The 22,251-nt window shown below is 69.0% G+C and carries 21 protein-coding genes; 3 read left to right on the top strand and 18 right to left on the bottom strand.

Annotated elements, in window-relative coordinates; all coding sequences use genetic code 11:
* The 3 genes from FHW81_RS18825 to phzG all read left to right on the top strand — a co-directional run.
* Positions 1–290 (top strand): glutamine amidotransferase-related protein (locus tag FHW81_RS18825; RefSeq protein WP_429479798.1); only part of this gene is annotated, 290 nt, incomplete at its 5' end.
* A gap of 13 nt (positions 291–303) precedes the next feature.
* On the top strand, positions 304–1,140 hold the full coding sequence (phzF, locus tag FHW81_RS18820) for a phenazine biosynthesis protein PhzF (protein ID WP_003117652.1): 837 nt from the start codon (positions 304–306) through the stop codon (positions 1,138–1,140).
* 25 nt (positions 1,141–1,165) lie between these two features.
* A complete protein-coding gene (gene phzG / locus FHW81_RS18815) occupies positions 1,166–1,810 on the top strand; it encodes a phenazine biosynthesis FMN-dependent oxidase PhzG (RefSeq protein ID WP_003112073.1) in 645 nt (214 codons plus the stop codon).
* A gap of 146 nt (positions 1,811–1,956) precedes the next feature.
* Here phzG and FHW81_RS18810 read toward each other — a convergent pair whose 3' ends face one another.
* From FHW81_RS18810 to FHW81_RS18725, 18 genes are all read right to left on the bottom strand, one after another.
* Entirely contained in the window at positions 1,957–2,493 is a 537-nt protein-coding gene (locus FHW81_RS18810) for an HIT family protein (protein ID WP_016253536.1), read from the bottom strand.
* 41 nt (positions 2,494–2,534) lie between these two features.
* Positions 2,535–4,175, bottom strand: coding sequence for a hypothetical protein (locus FHW81_RS18805; protein ID WP_023128954.1), 1,641 nt, complete (start codon positions 4,173–4,175; stop codon positions 2,535–2,537).
* On the bottom strand, positions 4,172–5,383 hold the full coding sequence (locus tag FHW81_RS18800; RefSeq protein ID WP_023091400.1) for an MFS transporter: 1,212 nt from the start codon (positions 5,381–5,383) through the stop codon (positions 4,172–4,174). Before FHW81_RS18800 ends, FHW81_RS18805 begins: the two co-directional genes overlap by 4 nt.
* A gap of 1 nt (position 5,384) precedes the next feature.
* Complete coding sequence (locus FHW81_RS18795) at positions 5,385–5,573, bottom strand: hypothetical protein (protein ID WP_003088166.1); 189 nt, start codon at positions 5,571–5,573, stop codon at positions 5,385–5,387.
* Positions 5,570–6,721: a PepSY-associated TM helix domain-containing protein gene (locus tag FHW81_RS18790; protein ID WP_003119181.1), complete on the bottom strand. Its 1,152-nt coding sequence runs from the start codon at positions 6,719–6,721 to the stop codon at positions 5,570–5,572. Before FHW81_RS18790 ends, FHW81_RS18795 begins: the two co-directional genes overlap by 4 nt.
* A 40-nt stretch (positions 6,722–6,761) precedes the next feature.
* Positions 6,762–9,176, bottom strand: coding sequence for a TonB-dependent receptor (locus FHW81_RS18785; protein ID WP_003144451.1), 2,415 nt, complete (start codon positions 9,174–9,176; stop codon positions 6,762–6,764).
* Between the two features lie 208 nt (positions 9,177–9,384).
* Positions 9,385–10,335 carry a FecR domain-containing protein gene (locus FHW81_RS18780; protein ID WP_014603025.1) on the bottom strand — a complete coding sequence of 317 codons (951 nt, stop codon included), beginning with the start codon at positions 10,333–10,335 and terminating at the stop codon, positions 9,385–9,387.
* Positions 10,332–10,838 (bottom strand): sigma-70 family RNA polymerase sigma factor, encoded by a 507-nt coding sequence (locus tag FHW81_RS18775; protein WP_003088185.1) that lies wholly within the window; start codon positions 10,836–10,838, stop codon positions 10,332–10,334. Before FHW81_RS18775 ends, FHW81_RS18780 begins: the two co-directional genes overlap by 4 nt.
* 91 nt (positions 10,839–10,929) lie before the next feature.
* A complete protein-coding gene (locus FHW81_RS18770; RefSeq protein WP_003114933.1) occupies positions 10,930–11,610 on the bottom strand; it encodes a hypothetical protein in 681 nt (226 codons plus the stop codon).
* Positions 11,611–11,716: 106 nt separating this feature from the next.
* Complete coding sequence (locus tag FHW81_RS18765; RefSeq protein WP_023091399.1) at positions 11,717–12,943, bottom strand: DUF2599 domain-containing protein; 1,227 nt, start codon at positions 12,941–12,943, stop codon at positions 11,717–11,719.
* 567 nt (positions 12,944–13,510) lie between these two features.
* A complete protein-coding gene (locus FHW81_RS18760; RefSeq protein ID WP_023091398.1) occupies positions 13,511–15,058 on the bottom strand; it encodes a PucR family transcriptional regulator in 1,548 nt (515 codons plus the stop codon).
* A gap of 63 nt (positions 15,059–15,121) precedes the next feature.
* Entirely contained in the window at positions 15,122–16,354 is a 1,233-nt protein-coding gene (locus FHW81_RS18755) for an aromatic amino acid transport family protein (protein ID WP_003105845.1), read from the bottom strand.
* A 44-nt stretch (positions 16,355–16,398) separates the two neighbouring features.
* On the bottom strand, positions 16,399–16,746 hold the full coding sequence (locus tag FHW81_RS18750) for a cupin domain-containing protein (protein ID WP_003088200.1): 348 nt from the start codon (positions 16,744–16,746) through the stop codon (positions 16,399–16,401).
* A 12-nt stretch (positions 16,747–16,758) separates the two neighbouring features.
* The gene (locus FHW81_RS18745) at positions 16,759–18,159 is read right to left on the bottom strand and encodes an NAD(P)/FAD-dependent oxidoreductase (protein WP_003119176.1); all 1,401 of its coding nucleotides are present in this window, start codon (positions 18,157–18,159) and stop codon (positions 16,759–16,761) included.
* Positions 18,160–18,352: 193 nt separating this feature from the next.
* Entirely contained in the window at positions 18,353–19,051 is a 699-nt protein-coding gene (locus tag FHW81_RS18740) for an anaerobic ribonucleoside-triphosphate reductase activating protein (RefSeq protein WP_023088034.1), read from the bottom strand.
* A complete protein-coding gene (nrdD, locus tag FHW81_RS18735) occupies positions 19,048–19,194 on the bottom strand; it encodes an anaerobic ribonucleoside-triphosphate reductase (RefSeq protein ID WP_003088212.1) in 147 nt (48 codons plus the stop codon). Before nrdD ends, FHW81_RS18740 begins: the two co-directional genes overlap by 4 nt.
* A gap of 43 nt (positions 19,195–19,237) precedes the next feature.
* The gene (locus FHW81_RS18730) at positions 19,238–21,265 is read right to left on the bottom strand and encodes a ribonucleoside triphosphate reductase (RefSeq protein ID WP_003111559.1); all 2,028 of its coding nucleotides are present in this window, start codon (positions 21,263–21,265) and stop codon (positions 19,238–19,240) included.
* 157 nt (positions 21,266–21,422) lie between these two features.
* Positions 21,423–22,232 carry a class I SAM-dependent methyltransferase gene (locus FHW81_RS18725; protein WP_003088221.1) on the bottom strand — a complete coding sequence of 270 codons (810 nt, stop codon included), beginning with the start codon at positions 22,230–22,232 and terminating at the stop codon, positions 21,423–21,425.
* Positions 22,233–22,251 lie beyond the last annotated feature (19 nt).

Raw genomic sequence — 22,251 nt, 5'->3', positions numbered from 1 at the left:
GCCGGCAGGAGCCCAACCAGGGCGTGCAGAAACAGATCGACCTGTTCGGCGCCGCCGAGCGCGTCGGCTTCTACAACACCTTCGCCGCGCGCGCCTTGCAGGACCGCATCGAGATTCCCGAGGTCGGCCCGATCGAGATCAGCCGCGACCGCGAGACCGGCGAGGTCCATGCCCTGCGCGGGCCGCGCTTCGCCTCCATGCAATTCCACCCCGAATCGGTGCTGACCCGCGAGGGTCCGCGCATCATCGCCGACCTGCTGCGCCACGCGCTGGTCGAGCGGCGGCCCTGAGCCAGGAGAGCCCATGCACAGATATGTCGTGATAGACGCCTTCGCCAGCGAACCGCTGCAAGGCAACCCGGTGGCGGTGTTCTTCGACTGCGACGACCTCAGCGGCGAGCGCATGCAGCGCATGGCGCGGGAGATGAACCTGTCGGAGAGCACCTTCGTGCTCCGCCCGCAACAGGACGGCGACGCGCGCATCCGCATCTTCACCCCGGTCAACGAACTGCCGTTCGCCGGCCACCCGCTGCTGGGCACCGCCATCGCCCTGGGCGCCGAGACCGACAAGGACAGGCTGTTCCTGGAGACCAGGATGGGCACCGTGCCCTTCGCCCTGGAACGCCAGGACGGCAAGGTGGTGGCCTGCAGCATGCAGCAGCCGATCCCCACCTGGGAGCACTTCAGCCGCCCGGCCGAGCTGCTCGCCGCCCTCGGCCTGAAGGGCTCGACCTTTCCCATCGAGGTCTACCGCAACGGCCCGCGCCACGTGTTCGTCGGCCTGGAGAGCGTCGCCGCGCTGTCCGCGCTGCACCCCGACCACCGCGCGCTGTGCGACTTCCCGGACCTGGCGGTGAACTGCTTCGCCGGCGCCGGGCGGCACTGGCGCAGCCGCATGTTCTCGCCGGCCTACGGCGTGGTCGAGGACGCCGCCACCGGTTCCGCCGCCGGGCCGCTGGCGATCCACCTGGCGCGCCACCGGCAGATTCCCTACGGGCAGCAGATCGAGATCCTCCAGGGCGTCGAGATCGGCCGGCCGTCGCGCATGTACGCCCGCGCCGAGGGCGCCGGCGAGCGGGTCTCGACGGTGGAAGTGTCGGGCAACGGCGCGGCCTTCGCCGAAGGCCGGGCCTACCTGTGAACGGGCAGAACGGAGGAACGCCGTGATGGGCGTCAACGCGAACATTTCCGAGTCCCTCACCGGGACCATCGAAGCCCCTTTCCCGGAGTTCGAGGCGCCGCCGGCGAACCCCATGGAGGTGCTGCGCAACTGGCTGGAACGCGCCCGCCGCTATGGCGTGCGCGAGCCGCGGGCACTGGCCCTGGCCACGGTCGACGGGCAGGGCCGGCCGTCGACGCGGATCGTGGTGATCGCCGAGTTGGGCGAGCGCGGGGTGGTGTTCGCCACCCACGCCGATAGCCAGAAGGGCCGCGAACTGGCGCAGAACCCCTGGGCCTCGGGGGTACTGTACTGGCGCGAGAGCAGCCAGCAGATCATCCTCAACGGCCGCGCCGAACGCCTGCCCGACGAGCGCGCCGACGCCCAGTGGCTGAGCCGCCCGTACCAGACCCACCCGATGTCGATCGCCTCGCGGCAGAGCGAAACCCTCGCCGACATCCACGCCCTGCGCGCCGAAGCCCGGCGCCTGGCGGAAACCGACGGCCCGCTGCCGCGCCCGCCGGGCTACTGCCTGTTCGAACTGTGCCTGGAGTCGGTGGAGTTCTGGGGCAACGGCACCGAGCGGCTGCACGAGCGCCTGCGCTACGACCGCGACGAAGGAGGCTGGAAGCACCGCTACCTGCAACCGTGACGACACCGCTGCGCCGGCGTTTCATGGCGGATAACCGCACGCGGTTATTCGCCCTACGCGGCCTCGAAGCCCACCCGTTTCATGGCGGGTATTCATCCCTCACGGCCTTGGAACCCATCCGTTTCACGGTGGATAACCGCACGCGGTCATGCGTCCTGCGCGGACTCGGAGTCCGGCCCAGACGATGTTCGGGGTTGGACGCCGTAGCCGAATGCCCGGCGCAATCCGGCGATCGCCTGTTGCCGATCCATGCCGCGCACGGCCGGTGGATCGGCGCGTTCGCAGAATTCGCGCCAGACGAACAGGGTCAGCTCGGCGCCATCGGTAAGGGGGTCGGCGGTCGGCACGCCGAACTGCTGGAGCGTCCGGTAGCGCGTGTCCTCCCAGAACAATTCCTCGACCCAGTCGTACAGTGGAATCAGGTGGAAATGCACCGGCAGGCCGGGCATGTGGCCGTAGCGGCCGACATAGATGCGTCGCGGCCGCAGCAGCGTGTCCATTTCGCGTTCGACCCTGGCCAGCAGCGGCCCGAATTCGGCGAGGGCCTGTTCCGGCAACTGGTGGAAGGCCGTCGCCAGTTGCCGCGAGCCGAGCATGCAGTAGCCGGGCAGGGCCGAGTCGATCCGCTGGTTCAGCGTCCAGTGGCGGGTCTGGTGGATGATCAGCTCGGGCGGGATATGCATGGACGGCGCTCCGCAGATGGGGCGCCCACTGTAACCCGTCGTCAGGGAAGATCCAGCCCGGTCTTGCGCCGTTTCATTTCGTCGATGCGTTGTCGCAGCGCCAGGCGCTGGGCTTCCGGCTTGGCCAGCCACCAGTCGCGCACCGCCGAGTTGTCGTAGCGCGTCAGCCAGGCGGGGAAGCGCGCCATCTGCGCTTGCGGAAAGTCGTTGGCGCGGCCGCGCAGGTAGTGATCGAAGAAACCCAGCACCAGGGCGTTGGGAGCCTGGATGAGGACTTCCGTCGGTGCCGAGCCGAGCAGCCCGTCGCGCAGCGGCCGGCGGATGAACAGCGGATTGTCGGTAAGCCCGGCATGGGCCGAATCGCGCAGTACCAGGCGATGAATGTCCTGGCGCTGGCCGGCGTGCTCGAAGCGTTCGTAGGAAAAGTCGTTGAAGCTTCTCGGGCGGGCCGGCGGTTCGATGCCGAACAGCCGGTAGAAGTTGCCAAGGTCGGCGTGCAGCATCAGCAGCGGTGCCGGGAAATCGCTATCGAAGGGCGCGAAGTCGAAGTCGCCGCCATCGAGGTTGACGGCCGCCGCGCAGCGTCGGTCGACCATGCAGACCGCGCCGGTGGTCGAGCCGCCGAAGGACATGCCCATCTCGCCGGTGTGCGCGAAGTCGCTGGCGGCCACCAGGTCGGCGACCCTGTCCGGGACCTCGCCGGCCTGCAGGCGGTCATGGACGAACAGGCGGTCGGCCAGCCATACCGGCGCGCTGAGGTTGATGGCGCGGTTGGCCGGGGCGGGCAGGTCGAGGGCGGTGTGCAACTGGCCGTCGAGGCGCTGGTCGAGATCGTCGCTGACATAGCCCTGGCGCATGGCCTGCGGCAAGCCGTCGTGGGCGGCCCGGCGCAGGTGTTCGACCAGCCCGGGGTCCATGGGCAGCAGCGTGCCATCGGGCAGGCGGGTCGGCGACGCGTCGCCGCTGTGCTGGATGGCGTAGACCGCGTAGCCGTGGCTGGCCAGTTCTTCCATCAGGGTCCAGTTGCCGCCGGCGAAGGCGCTGTAGCCATGGCTGTAGAACACCACCGGCAGGCGAGCGGAATCGTCGCGCAGCGGGGCGTCCGGATAGGAATTGGTGCGCAGGTGCTTGAGGTAGGCGAGCAACGGCGGAAAGCCGAGTATTTCACCGAAGCCCCGCGCGGTGCTGCGCGCCTCGCCTGGATCGAAATAGTGACGCGGCGCGGCGCCGGCGATCGGGCGTGCCGGGTACCAGGCGCGTACCAGCAGGCGCCGCGGCTGCCCGGCCGGGGTGCCGAGCAGGCCGGGCCGGCTGGGGTCGTCCAGTTCGAAATCGCGCACGCCGACCGCATAGGGGCCGCTCGGCGCCGGCAGCGGCGCGACCGGGAACAGGTACAGCGCGGCGATTGCCAGCAGCACCAGCAGGCCGTACAGCGAACCGGTCCGGAACGGCAGGCCGCGCTCGGGCTTCCGGCGCAGGCAGGCGCCGAGCAGCAGGGAGAAACCGGCGAAGGCGCCGACGCCGGCTTGCCAGCGGTCGTCCCATGCAGCGTACAGGCCGGCGCCGAGCGCCAGCGTCGAGGCGAGCGCCAGCAGGCCACGGTGGCCGGGCAGGGCGGGTATCCACCAGGCGAGCAGGGCCGCCAGCAGGGTCGCGACCAGCAGCAGGTCGACAGCGGTCATGGTGCTTCGCTCCTCGTTTCCACGGGGCGCGTCGGTTGGCTCGGCCAGAACGCCGCCAGCGCCAGCAGCAGACCGACCAGCGCGTAGGGGGCGCGGCTGTCCAATTGGTGGAGCAGCGTGCCGAGCAGCGGCCCGCTGATCAGGCCGAAGCCATGTACGGCCACCAGGGTGCCGGCGGCGGCACCCTGTTCCTCGGCGCGCACGGCATTGGCGTTGAGCGCCGAGACTGCCGGGAATACCCAACCCATGCCCGCCGCGGCGACGAAGAAGGCCAGCCAGAGCAGCGGCGGCGAGTCGGCGAAGCACACGGCGGCGAAGCCGATGGCGGCGACCAGCCCGCCGACCCGGATCAGTCGCGGCGGTGGCCAGTCCAGGCGGCGCACCAGGAGCTGGGCCAGGATCAGCGCGACGCCCACTGCGGTCAGGGCGATGCCGGCCACCCGCGCGGCGTCGGCGGAATCCAGGCGCAGCCGGTCGAGGGCGAAGAAGCCCACGGTGATCTGCGCCACGGTGACGCTGAACATCGCCACGAAGCCCACCGCCAGCGGCCGCCGCAGGCGGCGGTCGCCGATCGCCAGGGCGGCGCCGCGGTTCGGCTGGCGACGCTCCTCGCGCGGCAGCCAGCGCCAGAGCGCCAGCAGGGCGACCAGGGGCAGCGCGCCGGTGACCAGCAACGGCAGGACCAGCCCGTGAGTCGCCAGGAGTCCGGCCAGCCCCGGCCCGATCACCATGCCTATCGCGCTGGCCGCGCCGAGTCCGGCCAGCGCCGCGGCGCGTCGTTGCGCCTCGACGTGATCGGCCACCAGTGCCGCCGTGCAGGCCGGCACCGCGGCGTAGAAACCGCCGGCGAGGCCGCGCAGGAGAACGATACCGGCGAAGGCGAGCAGGGTCGGCAACGTCCAGTGCAGGGCGAGCACGATGAACAGGCAGAGCGAGCCGTAGGAGAGGGCGAAGCCGGCCAGCCCGCCAAGCAGTATCCGCCGTCGCCCATGCCGGTCGCTGGCGATGCCCCAGGGCCGCGCCGCGAGCATCCAGGCGATGCCGCCGACGGTCACCGCGGCGCCGGCCTGCCAGGGCGCCAGGCCGAGCTTGTGGGCGAGCGGGCCGACCAGGGCGACGAAGGACATCACCGCGAGGGTGCAGACGAAGGTCTCAAACATCAGCGGACGCAGGTCCAGGGTGTTGGCGGAGGGCGGCGGGGTGGTCATCTCAGGGGTTCCTTCGGGTTCGCGGCAGGCGCAGCCAGACCCAGCCGACCAGCACCAGCGGAGTGCCCAGGGCGAGCCAGGAGAGCAGGTCGTAGAGGCCGTCGCCGAGCAGCGCCGAGAGCAGCCCGAAGAGGCCGAGCAGGGCCAGTAGCAGGGGCCAGCGGAAGATCATCCAGAGACCGCGCCTCATGCCTTGCCCTCCGTCGCCAGGCTGCCGTCCGGCAGTTCCGCCAGGCGCTTCTCCAATGGCGTCTTGCGTCGGCCGAGCCAGAGGTAGAGACCGCTGGCGAGGATGACGATGCTGACGAGGTCGAGCAGCGCCCAGACGATCTTCAGCGGCATGCCGCCGTAGTCGCCGAAGTGCAGCGGCTGGGACAGCAGGAGCGTCTTCACGTACAGCGGCATCTCGCGCATGTCGGTGAGTTCGCCGCTCTGCGCGTCGATCAGTGCCGGCTTCAGCAGGCGCTCGGTGAGCGGCGTGTTGCCGCGCATGAACACCGCATAGTGATGCTGGCTGCTGAACTGGGTGCCGGGGAAGCCGACGAAGCTGACCTCCATGTCCGGCGCCGCCCGGCGTGCCGTGGCCAGGGCCGCGTCGAGCGAGCCGAGGCGCTGTAGCGGCGGCGCGTCCTTGTAGGGCGCGGTCATTTCCGCCAACTGCCCGCCTTGCCAGAGCATCAGGATCGGCAGGGCCAGGGTGTTGATCACTCCGGTCACGCCGACCACCAGTACCCAGGACAGGGTGACGATGCCCAGCAGGTTGTGCAGGTCCAGCCACTTCAGGCGACGGCTGCGTTCGGCGCGTACCGTGGCGAAGTCCAGCTTGCGCATGAACGGCGTGTATACCACCACCCCGGACACCAGCGAGGCCACCAGCAGCAGGCCCATCAGGCCGAGGAACAGGTAGCCGGGCAGGCCGAGGAACAGGTCGGTGTGCAGCTTCAGCATCAGGTACATGAAGCCGCCCGGCGGCGGCAGTGCGTCGAAGAATTCCCCGGTGCGCGCGTCGAACGGCTGCATGTGGCCGTTCTCCGGCGGCGGTACCAGGCTCGGCGCGCTGATCACCAGGCCCAGCGGGTCGTCCTTTTCGAATACCAGGAAGCGCACCACTTCGCCCGGCCGGGCGGCCAGGGCGCGGACGATCACGTCGTCGTAGTCGATGCGCGGCGACTCGGCGGTGAGCGGCTCGAGCTGCGGATGCGGCTCGAAGTAGTGCTCGATCTCCTCGTGGAAGATCAGCGGCAACCCGGTGAGGCAAAGCATCAGCAGGAAGATCGTGGAGATCAGGCTGGTCCATTTGTGCACCAGGTACCAGGTGCGCAGGGTTTTCGCGGTCATTGGCTGGTCATCGGCGGTTTCTGGTTATGGTGGGGCGGACTCAGAAGTCCGCCGTGAGGGAAAGGGAAAGGGTGCGCGGCGAGCTGATCGACAGGTAGCCGTTGGCTGCGGTCCAGTAGTCCTTGCCCAGTGCGTTCTCCAGGTTGGCGCGCGCCACCAGCGGCTTGCCGGCGACCTGGAAGGCGTAGGCGGCGCCGAGGTCGACGCGGTTCCAGTGCGGCACGGCGAGGGCGTTGGCGCTGTCCACATAGGCCGAGCCGGTGTAGATCCAGCGGCTGTCGAGGGTCAGTCCGTCGACGAACGGGGTGTCCCAGCTGACCCCCAGGTTGGCCTGGCGGCGGGCCACGCCGGGCGCGTCCTTGCCTTCGCTGGCAGGGTCGCCGGTCTTGTTCTGCTCGGGCTTGATGTAGGTGGCGCCGGCCATCACCCGCACGCCGTCCAGCGGTTCGCCATAGAGGCTCAGCTCCACGCCGCGGTTGCGTTGCTCGCCGTCGGCGCGGAAGACGTTGCTGGCGTCGGTATAGGCGTTCGGTTTCCTGATCTCGAACAGCGCCAGGGTGGTGGTGAAGCCGCCCAGGTCGTACTTGGCGCCGATCTCGTATTGCTCGGCCTTGTACGGTGCCAGCACCTGGCCGGCGTTGGCCGCGGTCATCGGCGCCGCCTCGCCCTGGCTGAGGCCCTGGATGTAGTTGGCGTACAGCGACAGGTCCTGCAGCGGCTTGACCAGCACGCTGGCCATCGGCGTCCACACGTGCCGCTTGTCGTGGCTGGTGCGCGCGCCGCTGGTCTGGTCGTAGTTGCGCGACTCGATCTGCTGGCGGCGCACGCCCAGGGTGACCTGCACGCGATCCTCGAGGAACGACAGCCTGTCGGCCAGCGCCACGCCGCCGAGGTCGGTTTCATTGGTCTTCGGAATGCTCCCGTCGAGGCTGGAGAAGTCCGGCAGCGGCGTATGCGGCGAGGTCTGGTAGAGGTTGCCCGGCTGCATCCCGGTGAAGGCATAGACCATGCCCAGCCGTTCGTGCAGGCGGTTGGCGCTGAGCGTCCAGTCGTGGCGGAGCGGGCCGGTGTCGAAGTTGCCGCGCAGGCCGACCTCGGCGGAATAGGTGCGGCGGTCGCCGCGCTGGCGTGCCAGGCTGTTGACGATATCGCCCTGGTTGCCGACGAGGATGCTGTTGGCGGCGATGGTTTCGTAGTTGCTCTGGCGGCCGCCGATGCTGGCGAACGCCGTCAGGTTGTCGGCGAGGTCGTACTCGCCGCGGTTGACCATGGAGTAATCCTCCTGGTCCAGGTAGGAATCGCGCAGGCCGAAGCGTGTCTTCGAGTCCGGGGCGTGGGGGATGTGGGTGGTTCCCGGGCCGGTCAGCAGCGGGCGCACCACGCCTTCCAGGCTTTCCTTCTGGTACAGCAGGTCGCTGGACAGGCGCAGGCGCTCGCCACGGAAGTCCAGGCCCAGGGAGAGCATGGGAAACTCGCGGCTCTGATGGTCGACGGCGGTATCGCCGTTGCGGTAGACGCCGTTGAAGCGCACGCCGAAGGCGTTGTTCTCGCCGAAGCGCCGGCCGATGTCGAGGTGAGTGCCGAGCTGGCCGCGCTGGGTCCAGTCGACGCTGACGCGGGTCAGCGGCTGGTCGTCGGCGCGCTTGGGCACCAGGTTGATGGTGCCGCCGACGCTGCCGCCGGGGGAAATCCCGCCGAGCAGGGCGTTCGGTCCCTTGAGCACTTCCACGCGCTCGGCGAACTCGATCGGTACCCGCCAGAACGGCAGCAGGCCATAGAGGCCGTTGAAGGCGACGTCGGCGTTCTGCACGCTGAAGCCGCGAATCGTGTAGCTGTCCACCAGGTCGCCGCGCCCGCCGACCACCCGCACCGACGGATCGTTGGCCTGTAGCAGGTCGGCGACGCTGCGCGCCTGCTGCTGCTCGATGGTCCTGGCGGTGTAGCTGGTGATGCTGAATGGCGCATCCATCACGTCGGCGTTGCCCAGCATGCCCAGGCGCGCGCCACGGGCCACCTGGCCGCCGGCGTACTCGGCGGGCAGAGTCTCGGCACCGGCGGCCTGGGCGGTGATCAGCGAGGATTGCAGTTCCAGCGCGCCATCGGTGGCTGCCGGCACCAGGGTGTAGCTGCCATCGCTGCGCTGCTGCAACTCCAGGCCGCTGCCCAGCAGCAGGCGGTGCAGCGCCTCGACCGGCGCGTAGCGGCCGCGCAGGGCGGCGCTGCGGCGACCCTCGGTGAGCGCCGGGTCGAACGCCAGGGATACCCCGTTGTCGCTGGCGAAGGCCGACAGGGTACGGCCGAGCGGGCCGGGGGCGATGTCATAGCTGCGCGCCGAGCTGGCGGCGGGCGCCTCGGCGGCAAGCAGGGCGGGGGCCGCGCCGGCGAGGGCGAGGGTCATGGCGGCGGCGTGGATGGCCAGGGACAGCGAACGGGGGCGAAGCGTGCGTACGGGCATGTACAGGGTTCCTCGTGGTCTCTGCGGACCTTGGGTCGGGGCGGATTCCTCTACTTGCCAGCCGAGAAGGAAAAAGGTCTCAGGTCGAGGCGGTTATTTTTCTGCGGAGCCCGGTATGTCGATGGCAACGCCTGTTCCGGCGCAACGGCGGACGGCCTGCCGGGGTGGACGCGAGGGGGCGGTTGCCACGGGGATGGCGGCCGCGCCGTCACGCCGGCACCAGGCTGATCCAGTAGTCGGTCAGCCCGCGCACCTTCAGCGGATAGGTGGCCTGCAGCATGCCCAGCGTGCGCCGCAGGTCCAGCAGCGGATAGGCGCCCGACACCGCCAGCCTGGCCAGTTGCGGGTCGCAGCGCAGTACGCCGCGACGGTAGCGGGCGAGTTCGGCGAGCACCTCGGCCAGCGGCATCCGGTCGGCCATCAGCATGCCGCGGGTCCAGGCGTCCGGCAGGCCGTCGAAGGCCAGCCGGCGCGCTTCGCCGTCGGCGCCCAGGCGCACCGACTCGCCGCTTTCCAGCCAGCGCCCGCGTCCGTGGAGCGGGCTCAGTTCGACCCGCCCGGCGAGTACCGCGACCCGGGTCGCGGCCATCTCCTGGCGTACGTTGAAGCGGGCGGCACCGGCATGCAGCCGCGCTTCGGCGGTGGCGACGCGGAACGGACGCGGGTCGGCGCGGCTATCGACGAAGATCTCGCCGCGCAGCAGGCGTACCAGCCGCTGGCTGGCGTCGAAGGCCAGGTCCACGGCGCTGTCGGTGTTCAGGGTCAGCAGGCTGCCGTCGGGCAGGGTCAGGCGGCGCTGTTCGCCGACGCCGGTGCGCTGGTCGGCCAGCCAGTCGCGCAACGGTTCGGCCTGCCAGGTGGCGAGCCCCAGCGAGGCGCCGCCGAGGACCAGGGCGAGGTGCTTGATCGCGCGCCGCCGGTCCAGCCCGCGCTCGCGGCCGAGGGTCGGCAGGGCCAGCGCCGGCGGCAGTCGGCCGAGGCATTGCAGCAGGCGCTCGGCGCGCTCCCAGGCATGGGCGTGCTGCGGGCTGCGCTGCCGCCACTGGGCGCAGGCCTGGCGCGTGTCGTCGGTGCAGCCGCTGTCCTGCAGGCGCACCAGCCACTCGGCGGCCTCGTCGAGGATCGGCGAGGGAATCCGGCCTTCGTCCGCGGCGTTCATTCCATCAGCTCCAGGCACTGGCGGAAGGCCTGCTGCATGTAGCGCTTGACCGAACCCAGGGACACGCCCAGGCGCTCGGCGATGGCTTCGTACTTCAGGCCTTCGATCTGCGCCAGGAGAAACGCCTGGCGGACCCTGTCCGGCAGGCTGCCGAGCAGGGCGTCTACTTCATGCAGGGTTTCCAGCACCATCAACCGCTGTTCCGGCGGCGGCGCGAGGTCTTCCGGGAGGTTGGCCAGGGCATCGAGGTAGGCGCGCTCCAGCGACTGGCGCTGGAACCAGTTGATCATCAGCCCCTTGGCGACGGTGGTCAGGTAGGCGCGCGGTTCGCGCGCATCCAGTACCCGGCGCGAGGCGAGCAGGCGGGCGAAGGTGTCCTGGGCCAGGTCGGCGGCGTTTTCCGCGCAGCCCAGGCGTCGCCGCAACCAGCCTTGCAGCCAGCCATGGTGGTCCTGGTAGAGATGGCTCACAGCGTCGTGCAGGGAGGCGTCGGCCGGCGGCATGGAGGGGGTCGCTGTTGTAATTGAGAATGAGTCTCATACTACTTACAGCGAGGGCATGCCTACAAGTCCCCCGGATCGGCGGCGCAGCGCCTCAGGCGTTTTCCAGGCCGTACTGGAAGAAAGCCATGTCGGCCAGGCGCCCGGTGGGGTAGAGGAGCCCCTTGCGGGCGGTCTCCAGGCGCGGGAACGACAGCCTTTCTTCGCCGATCAGGCGGTGCAGCGCGGTGAGGGTCCCGCCGTTGACGCTCGTCAGGCCCCGGCGTGGATACAGCGCGCGACAGGCGGCCACGTAGTGGCGGTCGAGGGCGGGAAACTCGCCCCAGACGCCGAGCAGGATCTTGCTCTTCAGGGTGTCGGTCCAGCTCACCCGGCTGCTGAGGGCGTCCATCGACCCGAGTACCGTTTCCAGCAGCTTGCGGTTGTGCGCCAGGCGCGCGCCGTTGCCGGCGAAATCCACCAGGGACAGCTCGAAGAGTTCCGGTCCGGCACCGCTGAAGAGCTGCCGGGCCAGCGCTTTCATCAGGTCCAGGTTGCTGTTCTGCAGCAGTCCCGAGGAGCCACGGAACATGCCCCAGTTGGCCAGGTAGAAACCCAGGTGCAGGGCGGTGGTGTCGAGCTGTTCGGGGGCGGTCAGGTCGTCCCAGCTGCGACTGGGGTCCCAGACATACTCCCAGAGGTACTCCCAGGCCCTCAGGCGCGGGTATTCGTTGCCCGGGGCGGGCGCCAGGCTGGCGTAGTAGCGGTGGACATAGCGGGCGGCATCGAAAGCCATGCGTTCGTTCCCTGGCGGCTTGGAAAGACGGCATGGTAGAGCGTGTGATATCAAAAGGCCATATTGCTGTTCGCAGGGGACGCCTTAGCGCCCCCGCGGAGCGGCCTCAGGTGTTATTGCAGCCCTTGGCGATGGAGTCCTCGTTGGAGGTGTACGGCCGCGAGGGTTCCAGGTTCCACTCGGGCTTGTTGCGGGCGACGTTGAAGTGGCAGACCAGTTGTCGGCGCATGCTGCCGATATTGCTGTCGCGGTTGTCCGGGTTGTCCTTCCATTCGCTGTCCAGGTAGTGGTCGACCACCAGCTCGTTGAAGAAATTGTTGGTCTGGTTGTCCTGGATCTTGCGCCCGCAATCGGTCGGTACCACTTCCAGGGTCATGATATTCTTCCTGAAGCCCGGATCGTCGCGCTCCACCCAGGTGGCGCTTTCCACATAGCGCTCGCAGGCATTCTTCTCGCTGGTCGGGTAGATCGCCTGCTTACGCCCGTCGTAGGCGAACTGCGCGTCCTGCTGGCGGGTCTGCGGCAGTCGCATGTTGATGATCGGGAGGAATGCCTGGACCGACTGGTACCACTGGATCTGGTTGAGCCGAGCGCCCTCCAGGCCGGCGTCCTCGGTGTAGAACGCGGCGAGGATCGACGGCGACTTCGGCGGGTTTTCCTCCCACTTGGCCAGGCGCAGTTCGTTCTGGGTGGTGAAGGATTCGTCGGCGATCTGCGCCATCGCCCGGATGCTCTGGTAGAAGGCCGGGCCGGCGGCGGTATTGCGCTCGTCGCGGACGTCGAAGGAGCACTGCCGCGAATGGTCGCCGCGGTTCTGCCGGTAGTTCGCCGCCCACTGCTCGGCGGTGCTGACGTTGATGTCCTGGCAGGACTTCTCGACGCTGTTCGGCGTGCGCCGCGAATCGGTGCAACCCTGCTGGGCGCGGTCGTCGGTGGCGGCGTCGATGGGGAAGGAACAGAGCACCGCATAGTCCTGGTGGTCCTTCGGATTACCGAAGATGGTGTCGAAGATGAAGCCACTCTTCAGGCCATAGGCGAGCTTGCGGTACTTGGCGTCCTTGCGCAGGTAGGAGGCGGAGACGCCGCCGCTTTTCTGGCTCTTCGGACTGATGCTGTAGAACATGTAGTCGGTCGAAGGCCAGGTGGCGCGGAACAGCACGCCGGAACAGAGGAATGCCGGCTTCGACGGTCCGCCGCAATCCTGGCGGGTGTCGTTGTACAACTGGTTGAGCCGGGCGACCACGTCGTTGCCCCGGTCGGCCTGGGCCGCGGGTGTCAGCGCCAGGCCGGCGGCGGCGAGAAGGTAGAGAAAGATGGATCTGCTTCCGTTCATGGGATGGACTCCACGCAGGTTCGAAGGAGCGGGCCGGGGGCGGCCCGGTTGGTCCCGATGGGGACGAGCGCGACGGGCGGATCGCGGGGGATGAAGCGCTTGCGACGGCATGGCCGTCGGCGTTGGGACGTCAGCGGGACGTGGTGGCGCCAGTCTGCAACCGGGCGCTGCCGGGAATGCCGGGCGACCCCGGCGGGCGCTGGGCGGCGGGGGCCTGCCGAGCGTGTGGGGGAAGTCGCTCGAGGGAGGCAGTGAAGACCGCCGGCGGAGATACGAACAGGGTGGGTAGCGGGGCGGATACAGCGTGGATTCCGTTACGCATCGCAGGCCTCCTTTGCGCCGCGCCGATGGGCTTCCGTCTTACCGTTCGAGCCTAGAAGCGCGGGCCGCGCCGCTCCAGCGGCGGGGTGGCTAGCTAGCAAGGGGGATTAATGCATTCGCAACGGCGCTCGCTGCGATGCACCGTGGTCCGGCATCCACAGGCCACGCCGCTGCCAGGCAACCGTTCCTGGCCGCGCCTGTTGGCGGCGGCGTCGCCCTGCAAGCGCCAGGTATCGGGCTCCGCCGTCAGTCCATGTCGCCGCCATGGTGCGCGGACTGCTCCAGGAGGCTGCCCTTCGCCGTCCTGCCCCTCGCTTCCGGCGACAGCCGGGTTGCCTGCAAGGCGAACCAGAGGGTCGCCACATCGGCGGTGCTGTCCAGCGAGCGACCGCTGATTTCCTCGATGCGGCGTATCCGGTAGACCAGGCTCTGCTTGTGTATGTGTAGCCGCTGCGCGGCGTTCAACCAGGACCTGTTTTCCTCGAGAAAGACCTGCAGCGTGTGTAGCAGTGCGGAGCCATTGGCCGCGTCATAGTCGTGGAGGGCGCCGAGGACCAGACGGAACGCCCGCTCGGCCTCGGCGAGGCTTCTGGGTAGCCAGGGCGCCTCGTCGTCCAGTTCCGCGTAGCGACACAACGGTCGCCGGGAATGGCTGTGGGCCAGGGCCAGACGCGCTTCGCGCAAGGCCTCGGCGCAACGTTCGGCACGACGGAGCGGGGCGCTCACGCCCAGCGAGCTGTCCAGGGCTTCCTGCAGTGTCGAGGCGAGGCCGGCCTGGTGCAGCAGAATGATTTCCTGGCCTTGCGCGCGAACCAGCAGGCGTGAGTCGTGGCCCCGGAAAAGACCGATAGGGTCGGTCGCGAGCCCCTCGGAACTTGTCACGGAAACGACTGCATCGTCGAGATCGAGCCCGGGCAGCAGTTCCTCCAGCCGCTCCTCGGCTTGTTCCCGGTATAGCCGTCGTTGCAGCAGGTCGTCGAGCAATTCCGAACCCAGGCGCAGGTGGCGTTCGCTTTCGACGCGCAGCCGTTCGATCTCTATGCCGAGCACTGCCGTCAGGTGGTGCAGGAGGCTGTAGTCCGGCAGCCGCTCGCCCAGGGCTATCAGCAGGCAGTTCCGGTCGGAGGGAATGCCGATGCTGAGCGCTTCGCCTTCCGCGAGCGGATGGCGAAGGACCATCGGCTGCGGCTCCGCCTGCTCGCGACGGCGGTTGCGCAGCGCGTCGGCCAACTCCACGGGCAGCCCTGGCAGGCCTGGCTGCCAGGCCGCCAGGGTGTCGGGAACAATGAGGTAGAGGCTGCTCCGCACGTCCTTGCCGAGGCGTTGCAGCAGCGCCGGCAGGCCCAGTCCCTGCATGCTCAACCGGGCGCTTTCGTATATCCGGGCCAGGGCGTTGCGGCGCTCGTATTCGTCTTTCTGCCCCGCATCGACGATGGCCCGGGTCACGGCGGCGAAAGGGACGCCGTAGTGGGTGAGAATCAACGGGAAGCCCAGGGCCTCGGCCGTCTCGCGCAGGGCATCGAGGTCGCTCGGGGCCTCCATGTTCTCGCCGATCATCATGCCTGCCAGGCCGGCCTCGGCCAGTCTTCGGACGTAACGCCGTTGCCGCTCGGCCTCGCTCGGTATGCCCAGCCCGGTGGTCATCAGCAGGTCACCCTCGCCGAGCCATTCGGTGGGGTCGTCGAGTTCGCAGACATGCGCCCAGCGAACCGGGCGGTCGAGGCCGCCGGCTCCGCTCAGCAGGCGTGAACGGAGTTCGGGGAGGGCGATCAGGTGGCGGATGCTCTGCGGCATGTCCAGGAAACTCCAGGCATGGGCCTTCAGTGTAATCGCCCCGGGCGCAGGCAGCGCGCCCTGTCACCAACTGGCGGGCAGCATCCCCAGTGCCGAGGCGATCGCATAGACCCCGCTGGAGGCGAACACCAGGACGATCAGCCCCTGTATCAGCGGATGGGCATACCAGCCGCAGCTGAATGCCGGCAGTTGGTCGCCGTGGCGCCGCGCCGCGTTGAGCAGGAGGATGGGGATGATGCCCATCAGTACGCCGCCGAAGGTACCGGCGAAGTACAGCGCGTTCACGAAGCCGCCGAGCCCCGCATAGGCCAGCAGGAACGGCGGGACCGAGACCGCGGCGAGCACCGCCAGGCGTTTGCGCCGGTTGGTTTCGCTGCCCAGGCGGAAGTGGTCGAAGATATTGGTGAACAGGCACCCGCCGAGTCCCCAGTAGGAGGTCAGCATCGCCAGCAAGGCGAAGGTGTTCGCCACGTAGTAGGCCCATTGGCCGAGGGAGCGTCCCCAGCTCAAGGTCGCCACCTCGCTGAGGTTGTCGGGGCCGACCAGGGCGATGACCGAGGCAGGAATGGCCGCCACCAGCAGGAAGGTCAGCAGCATGCCGACCACGATCAGGCGCGGCACGCGCCCGGGGGTTGCCAGGTTGCCGCGCACCAGCTCCGGAACCAGGAACTGCGCGCCGAACACGAAGACCGCCAGGTTGAACACTGGAACCACGTATTGCCACTGGCTCTGCCAAAGGTGGGCGAGACGGGCGTCGTCGTGCATCAGGGTAGCGCCGATGAGGATGCAGACGATGGCCACCATGCCGGCGCTGATCAGCTTCTCGCCCACGCCGAGCGCCTTCAGGCCCAGGTAGAGCACCAGCGCCGAGGGGACGAAGAAGATCAGGCTGCCGACCTGGCGCGTGAGGCCGTACTGGCCGAAGAACTCGAGCATGATGTTGCCGCTGCCGGTCATGTAGGCGACCAGGGCCCCGTAGCTGTTGGCCGCCACCGCGATGAAGATCAGCCAGCCGCCGAGCGGGCCCAGGTAACGCCGGGAGAGGCCGCTGAGCTGGTTGTTGCCGCGGGTTCTCAGGCAGGCTTCGGTCACGTAGAGCATGGTGACGATGCAGAAGAGGCAGGTCAGGGCCAGGCATACCAGCAACGGCACGTAGCCGACCTTGCGGGCGGCGTAGGCCATGCTCAGCACGCCGGCGCCGATGTTGGTGCCGATGATGATCGCGATCGTCTCGAGCGAGCCCAGGGGATGGGCCTTGAGGCCCGATGCGTTGTCGTTCGCTTCTCGCATACCCATTTCTTGTTTCCTCTGTCAGGGCGGTGGAGTTCGGTTCTTCGGGGTCAGTCGAAGATCAGGTAGGTCTTGCGCACGGTCTGGCGGATGTCCCAGGTGCCCTGGGTGGCAGCGGCGAAATAGAGCGCGTCGCCGGCGCGAAACTCCACGGCCTGGCCTTCGTCGGGGGTGAAGCGACCTTCACCGCTGACGATGTAGCTGTACTCGGCCTGCTCGACCTGTCGGCGGAAGCGCCCCGGGGTGCATTCCCAGATGCCGGTCACGCCGTTGCCGTCGGCGAGCGGGCGGTGGGCCGCGGTACGGGTCAGGGCTACCGGTTCGCCCAGGGGCTGGCCGACGGGCGTGGGCGAGGTGAAAGGACTTTCGTCGTCGAGACGGATGAGCGAAGGGTTCATGCCATGGGCTCCTCAGGATTTGTCTTCAAGGCCGGCGGGGGCGAAGCGCGCGAGAAAGCGGTCGGTGGCCGAGGGCGCGGTACCGGCGAGTTCCGCGCGTTCCTTGCGCAGGACGGCGTTGCGCACCAGGGAGCCACCCAGGTAGCGCAGCGGCTCGGGGGGGAAGCTCCGGCAGCGGCGTTCTACCAGCGGACAACGGCTCCACGGGTCGTCGCGGCCGAGGGCGAGGCTGGCGAGGATCCGCCCGCCCAGGCGGCTCGGTCCCACGCCGTTGCCGCTCCAGCCGATGCCGTAGTGGATGTTCTCGTGCAGGCGGCCGAAGACCGGCAGGCTGTCGTAGGTACGGTCGATGGGGCCGGACCAGCCGTCGACCAGCGGGATGTCGCCTAGCGAGGGATAGGTGCGGCGGAAGTCGGCCTCGGTCAGGGCCAGGCTCTCCCGGTCGACGTCGAATACCCGGCCGATGCGCGAGCCGTAGCTGATGGCGCCGGTGCCCTTGCCGAAGGCGATGCGCCCGTCGCGGGTGGTGCGGTAGTAGTCCACCATCAGTTGGGAATCGGTGATGGCTTCCCCGCCGGTCCAGCCGATTCGCTCCAGCCGTTGCGGTATCGCCTCGGTAACCGCGATGGAACTGTTCACCGGCACGATCAGCCTGGAGAGCCTGGGCAGGGCGGCCGACCAGGCGTTGGTCGCGAGAACCACCGCCTTGGCCTGGACCCGGGCCCCGGCGCTCAGCAGCTGTGCCGGCTGGCCGGGAACGATCTGGCTGACGCCACAACGCTCGTGGATTTCCACGCCGAGGGCCAGCGCCACGCGGCGCATGCCTTGCACCAGCAAGGCTGGTTGCACGGTGGCATTGCTGCGCTCGAAGACCCCGGCGAGATGCACCGGCGAACCGGTCCGGCGTGCCACTTCGCTGGCGTCGAGGCGTTCGAAGGGACTGACGCCGAGCCGTTCGCAGGCGGCGAGGGTATCGTTCCAGGCGTCGAGGTGGTGCGCCGTGGTGGCGGTCCACAGCCAGCCCTTCTGCTGGAAGTGCGCATCGATGTCATGCCGCGCGCAGAACTCCCCGAGTTCCTGGATCGCCCGCTCCGCGCTTTCGCCAAGGAAGCGCGCCTGCGCCTCGCTGCAGAAGCCCAGCAAGGTGCCGATCTTCGGCCACCAGGACATCACGAAACCACCGTTCCTGCCGGAAGCGCCGCCGCCGCAGACGTCCTGCTCCAGCAGCAGGACCCGTGCGTCCGGCTCCAGTTGCTTGAGGGTGATGGCGGTCCAGAGCCCGACGAAACCGCCGCCGACTATCGCCACGTCCGCCGAGTGGGTGCCGACGAGGGGGGCGCTGGCGGCGTCGGCCAGGTCGGTCGAGCGCATCCAGTGGCTGGGGGTCAGGGGAGGGGTGAGCGTGAGTTTCATGGCGCGGGTCCGGGGTCGCTGAATCTGGAGCAAGGGTGGCGAGCGGCGCCGTCCGCGACAATTGGACGCAACTAGGAATCGAGGAGGTGCTCTCGTACGATCGTATGAGTCTTGTGAAGGACAGGCCTGGTCGGGACTGCCCGCCCTGTCCGAGCGAGCTGGCAGGCCCGAGCGGCACCGCTGAACCGGAGGCTCAGGCGTCGCGCAGTTCGAAGGCGGGAAACAGCTCTTCCAGTTCTCGCCATAGCTGCGCAGCGCCCTGCGGCGCGGGCTTCGCGAGAAGCTGCGGATCGAGCTGGCGGGCCGGGCGCGCCAGTTGTACGGCGAAGCGCTTCACGCCCATCTCGCGCAGGCGCGTCGCCAGGCGCCAGAGGCGTTCGCTATCGAACAAGCGCCAGTGCACCGTGGTCCGGCATTCGTAGGCCACGCCGCTGTCCAGCAGGCATTCCAGGCTGCGCCAGTTGGCCGCGCCGCTGCCGTCCACGCCGGTAATGGCGGCGACGTCCTCGGCCGGCGCCTTGACGTCGAAGCCCACCCAGTCGCTCTGCGCCAGCACCCGGGCGAAGGCGCGGGGGTTGATGCCGGCGCTGTGCAGGCCGACGCGGAAACCCAGTTCGCGGACCGTGCGCATGGCGTCGCCGAGGGCCGCCTGCAGGGTCGCCTCGCCGCCGCTGAAGACCACCGCCTGCAACAGGCCCTGGCGTCGGCGGAGGAAGTCGAGCAGGCGTGACCAGGGGATTTCCTCCGCGCCGCGCGGCGCGATCAGTTCCGGGTTGTGGCAGTAGCGGCAGCGCCAGGCGCAGCCCTGGCAGAACAGCACGCAGGCGAGCAGGCCGGGGTAGTCGAGGGTGGTCAGGGGCACCAGGCCCCCGACCCTGAGCGTAGCGCTCATCGCGTCTCGCGGAAATGGCGGCGTTCGCGATGCTCGGACTGCTTGCCGGCATTGAACGCTGCCACGGGACGGTGGTAGCCCATCACGCGGGTCCAGACTTCGCAGCGCTGGCGCTGGCCTTCGGGCAACTGGTTGGGGTTCATCGGTGGTACTCCTTGCTGGTGGATGAAAGGAACGACAGGCGACTCAACCGCCGCAGCCGCCGCAACAGCTCTTGGGCGTGGAGCGTTGCAGCAGCTCCTCGTCGCACTTCGGGCAGAACTCGTGCTCGCCGGCCAGGTAGCCGTGCCGCGGGCAGATCGAGAAGGTGGGGGTGACGGTCAGGTACGGCAGGCGGAAGCGACCGAGGGCGGTGCGCACCAGGGTCTTGCAGGCTTCGGCGGAGGAAATCCGCTCGGCCATGTAGAGATGCAGCACGGTGCCGCCGGTGTACTTGCATTGCAGGGCGTCCTGCAGCTCCAGCGCCTCGAACGGGTCGTCGGTGAAGCCCACCGGCAGTTGCGAGGAGTTGGTGTAGTAGGGCGCCTCCGGCGTGCCGGCCTGGAGGATGCGCGGATAGCGCTTGCGGTCCTCGCGGGCGAAGCGATAGGTGGTGCCCTCGGCGGGCGTGGCTTCCAGGTTGTAGAGGTGCCCGCTGTCCTCCTGGAAACCCACCAGCCGCGCGCGCACGTGATCGAGCAGGGCCAGGGCCATCTCGCGCCCGGCTTCGCTGTGCAGTCCCTCGCGGTCGTCGCTGAAGTTGCGCACCATCTCGTGCAGGCCGTTCACGCCGATGGTGGAGAAATGGTTGCGCAGGGTGCCCAGGTAGCGTCGGGTGTAGGGATAGAGGCCGGCATCCATGTGCTGCTGGATCACCTTGCGCTTCAGCTCCAGGCTGGCGAAGGCGAGTTCGAGCAGGTGGTCGAGCTGGCGGTAGAGGCCGGCGGCGTCGCCACGGTGGCGATAGCCCAGGCGCGCGCAGTTGATCGTCACCACGCCCAGCGAGCCGGTCTGCTCCGCCGAGCCGAACAGGCCGTTGCCACGCTTGAGCAGTTCGCGCACGTCCAGTTGCAGGCGGCAGCACATCGAGCGCACCTGGTTGGGCTGCATGTCCGAGTTGAGGAAGTTCTGGAAGTAGGGCAGGCCGTAGCGCGCGGTCATCTCGAACAGGCGCGTGGCGTTGTCGCTGTCCCAGGGGAAGTCGTGGGTGATGTTGTAGGTCGGGATCGGGAAGGTGAATACCCGGCCGTGGGCATCGCCGGCCTGCATCACCTCGATGTAGGCGCGGTTGATCAGGTCCATCTCGGCCTGCAGCTCGCCGTAGGCGAAGGGCATCTCCTCGCCGCCGATGCGCGGCACCTGGTCGCGCAGGTCGTCCGGGCAGACCCAGTCGAAGGTCAGGTTGGTGAAGGGCGTCTGGGTGCCCCAGCGCGACGGCACGTTGAGGTTGTAGATGAACTCCTGGAGGGCCTGGCGCACGCTGGCGTAGTCGAGGCGGTCCTTGCGCACGTAGGGCGCCAGGTAGGTATCGAAGGAGCTGAAGGCCTGGGCCCCGGCCCACTCGTTCTGCAGGGTGCCGAGGAAGTTGACCATCTGCCCCAGGGCGCTGCCCAGGTGCTTCGGCGGACCGGCCTCGACCCGCCCCGGCACGCCGTTCAGGCCTTCGTTCAGCAAGGTGCGCAGCGACCAGCCGGCGCAATAGCCGGCGAGCATGTCGAGGTCGTGGATATGCAGGTCGGCGTCGCGGTGGGCGGCGGCGATGTCGGCATCGTAGACCTCATCCAGCCAGTAGTTCGCGGTGACCTTGCCGGATACGTTGAGGATCAGCCCGCCGAGGGAATAGCCCTGGTTGGCGTTGGCGCGCACCCGCCAATCCTCGCGGGACAGGTATTCGTTCATCGACGCGGCGACGTCCACCAGGGTCTTGCGCTCGCGGCGCAGCCGGCCGTGGCGTTCGCGGTAGACCACGTAGGCGCGCGCCGTAGGGTAGTGGCCGGCCTCCATCAGCACCCGTTCGACCAGGTCCTGGACCCGTTCGATATCCAGGCAGGCGCGTTCCGGCAGGCGTTCCACCACGCGTTCGGCGAGCGCCTGCGCCTGCTGCGGGTCGAACTCGCCGGTGGCTTGGCCGGCGGCGGCGATGGCGCGTTCGATCTTGCCGGGATCGAAAGGGACTTCACGTCCGTTGCGCTTGAGCAGGGTGGCCGGCCAGGTAGCCTTCCGGGGCTGGGTCATTTCAACTTCTCCACAACATGATGTGTTTTGATTTTGCAAAACAACAATATGTTGTGGATTCTGGCGAGCGATGCCGAGCCGGCGTTGATCTGCGTCAACGTCCGGCGGATTGGCCGGGTTCCATTGGAGGTATTCCCCGTGCTCGGGTGACGGCGTATCAGGCCTGGGCGAGGCGGGCGAAGACGACGTAGTTGTCCAACTGCTGCCAGACCGTGGCGGCCTCGGCGAAACCCGCCTGGCGCAGGGCGGCGAGATGGAAATCGAGCGAGCAGTCTTCGTCTTCGCTGGCGCGCCTGAGCGGGCGCCGCGCGAAATGGGCGTCGCGCTGCGCCTTCAGCGGGGCCAGCCGGGGGATCTGCGCGGCGCGTTGCCACCAGTCTTCCCAACTGTCCGCGCCGCTGGCCACGGACGCCTGGAGGACCCGCTCGCGGTGCTTCCGGGACAATTCCGCGAGTCCCGGCCAGCGTCGGTCGTAGCGCATGTGGTCGGCGTTCAGCAGCACGCCGCCGGGGGCGAGCAGCTCGCCGGCCTGGGCGTAGAACCCGGCGAGTTCGGCGGGCGACAGCCAGTGCAACGCGGTGGAAGAGAGCAGCGCCGCGGGCCGTTCGCCGGCGAGGGACTCGCGCGCTTCGGCGACCCGTTCGGTCCAGCCTGGATCGGTGAGGTCGCACTCCACCACGCGGACCCGTTCGGCGAAACCGGCCAGCGCCGTACGCGCGATCTCCAGCAGCATGACGTCGGCGTCCAGCGCCACCACCCGCGCCGCCGGGAAGCGTTCGAGCAGGCGCCGGCCGAGGGAGCCCGGGCCGCAGGCGGCGTCGATGGCGGTGAAGCGCCCGTCGCGGCCGAAGAGGTCTTCGAGCAACTGGAACATCGCCTCGTAGCGCTCCTCGCGCTGGCGGATGTAGCCCTCCTGCTGGCGGTCCCAGCGTTCGAGGAGCGCCATGATCTGCTCGGTTGCGGTCATCTTTCCTCCTGGGGGGCAT

Origin of the sequence: Pseudomonas sp. RC10-4-2, assembly GCF_050433085.1 — a bacterium.
Taxonomy (GTDB): Bacteria; Pseudomonadota; Gammaproteobacteria; order Pseudomonadales; family Pseudomonadaceae; genus Pseudomonas; species Pseudomonas aeruginosa.
Note: the sequence above shows the minus strand (reverse complement) of the source record. Positions and strands in the feature narration are given on the sequence as shown.